The sequence below is a fragment of the Citreimonas sp. genome, from assembly GCF_042096055.1.
Taxonomy (GTDB): domain Bacteria; phylum Pseudomonadota; class Alphaproteobacteria; order Rhodobacterales; family Rhodobacteraceae; genus Citreimonas.
On record NZ_JBELMH010000018.1, the window covers coordinates 43829 to 45928 of the forward strand.

Here is a 2100-nt window from a genome sequence, read left to right on the forward strand (position 1 = left end):
TGGCTGAACGGCGCGCAGGATCACTTCGTGATGCCCGCGGGGCTGCAATCGGCCCGGCCGATCACGCATTACGCCGAGCTCTTCCGCCTGGCCGACCGCGCGCGCCTGCTGGCCGACCCCGACCGCGCGACGCGGCGCATGGCGCGGCTTCTGGCCGTGCACGGCGTCGGATGACCCGCCGCCCCACGATCCTCGACGTCGCGCGCGAGGCGGGGGTGTCGAAATCGACCGTGTCGCTGGTGGTGCAGGGCTCGGCCGCGCCGCGGGCCGAGACGCGCGCACGGGTCGAGGACGCGATGGCGCGGCTGGGCTACGTGCGCAACCGTGCCGCGGCACAGCTGCGCGGCGCCGATACCGGCCTGATCGGGCTGGTGATCAACGACCTGCGCAACCCGTTCTTCACCGAATTCGCGGCCAGCCTTCAGGGTGCGCTCTCCGGCGCGGGCTACGCCGCCGTGATCGCCAACACCGACGAGGACCCTGACGAGCAGGACCGCGTCACCGCGGCGATGCTGGAACACGGCGTGGCCGGGCTGGTGATGTGCCCGACGCACGACACGCGTGCCGAGACGGCGATGCGGCTGGAGCGCGCGGGCATCCCGGCGATGCAGGTGCTGCGGCGGATGGATGCGGGCGGCGCCGCGCTGCCCTTCGCCTCGTTCGATTACCGCACCGGGGGCGGGGACGCGACGCGCCACCTGATCGGCACCGGCGCGCGGCGCATCGTCTTCGCCGGCGGGCTGGACGGGCGCCAGATCACGCGCGAGCGGATGGAAGGCTACGACGCGGCGATGCAGGCGCACGGGCTGGAAACTCGCTGCCTGCCGGGGCGGCCGTCGCGGACGCTGGGGCGCGAGATAGCGCTTCGGCTGGCGGCCGAGACGCCGCGCGTGGACGCGGCCTTGTGCTTCTCGGACCTCGTCGGCCTGGGGATGCTGTCCGGCTTCGCCGAGGCCGGCGTGGCGGTGGGCCGCGACATCCGCGTCGTCGGCTTCGACGACATCGAGGAGGCGTCGCTGTGCCACCCGGCGCTGAGCTCGGTCCGGTGCGACATCGGCGGCTTCGGCCGCGACGTGGCGGCGACGCTGCTGCGCTGGCTGGGCGACGGCGTGCGCCCGCCGGACGAGACGCGCGCGCCGGTGACGCTCGTCCCGCGGGCGTCGAGCGCGGGCTAGAGCATACCCTCCTTCCGCAGGCGCGCCAGGATCGCGGCGCGGTCGCCGTCACGGGCCGGCACCGGGCGGGGCGTCGCGCGTAACCCATCGAAGCGCGGCGCGGGTGCCGGCGCGCCATCGTCCTGCCATGCGCCGCGCGCGGCCATGTGCGCATCGCGCGCCGCCTCGGCCGGACTGAGCACCGGGGCGACGCAGGCGTCCGAGCCGTCGAACAACGCCGCCCAGTGGTCGCGGGGATGCGCCACGAAGATCGCGGCCAGCCGCGCGGTCTGCCCGGGCCATTGCGCCGGGTCGTGCTGCGCCTGCATCGCCGGGTCGTCCTCCAGCCCGAGCGTCTCGAGCAGCAGCCGGTAGAATTGCGGCTCGAGCGCCTGAACGGCGACATGGCCGCCGCCGGCGCAGGCGTAGCAGCGCGACCAGTGCGGCCCGTCCAGAAGCGAGGCGCCGCGCGCGGCCCGGTCGAACCTCGGCCCCATCGAAGCCAGCAGCGCCATCATGTGCGCCGCACCGTCGACGATTGCCGCGTCGACCACGGTGCCCTGCCCGGTCTCTCGCGCGCGGATCAGGCCCGCGAGCATGCCGACGGTGAGGTAGAGCGCCCCGCCGCCCACGTCGCCCTGCAGCGTCGGCGTGGGCGCGGGCGGCTGTCCGGTCAGGCCCGCGTGATACAGCGCGCCAGAAAGCGCGAGGTAGGTCAGGTCGTGCCCGGCCTGGTGCGCGCGCGGGCCGGTCTGGCCCCAGCCGGTCATGCGCCCGTAGACCAGCGCCGGGTTCAGCGCGTGAGCGTCGGCGGGACCGAGGCCCAGACGCTCCATCACGCCGGGGCGCAGGCCCTCGATCAGGCCGTGCGAGCCGGCGATCAGCGCGCGCGCGACGCGGATGTCCCCGGCGTCCTTGAGGTCGAGCGCGATCGACCGCTTGCCGC

The 2100-nt window shown here is 75.1% G+C and carries 3 protein-coding genes; 2 read left to right on the forward strand and 1 reads right to left on the reverse strand.

Annotated features, from left to right (window positions below; all coding sequences use genetic code 11):
- Window positions 1-3: 3 nt before the first annotated feature.
- Complete coding sequence (locus ACFDTC_RS06450; protein WP_375258062.1) at window positions 4-174, forward strand: DUF993 family protein; 171 nt, start codon at window positions 4-6, stop codon at window positions 172-174.
- Entirely contained in the window at window positions 171-1175 is a 1005-nt protein-coding gene (locus tag ACFDTC_RS06455; protein WP_375258060.1) for a LacI family DNA-binding transcriptional regulator, read from the forward strand. The genes ACFDTC_RS06450 and ACFDTC_RS06455 overlap by 4 nt, the downstream gene beginning before the upstream one ends.
- Here the strand turns inward: ACFDTC_RS06455 and ACFDTC_RS06460 are convergent.
- A partial coding sequence (locus ACFDTC_RS06460) for a CaiB/BaiF CoA transferase family protein (protein ID WP_375258061.1) occupies window positions 1172-2100 on the reverse strand: 929 nt, incomplete at its 5' end. The genes ACFDTC_RS06455 and ACFDTC_RS06460 overlap by 4 nt on opposite strands.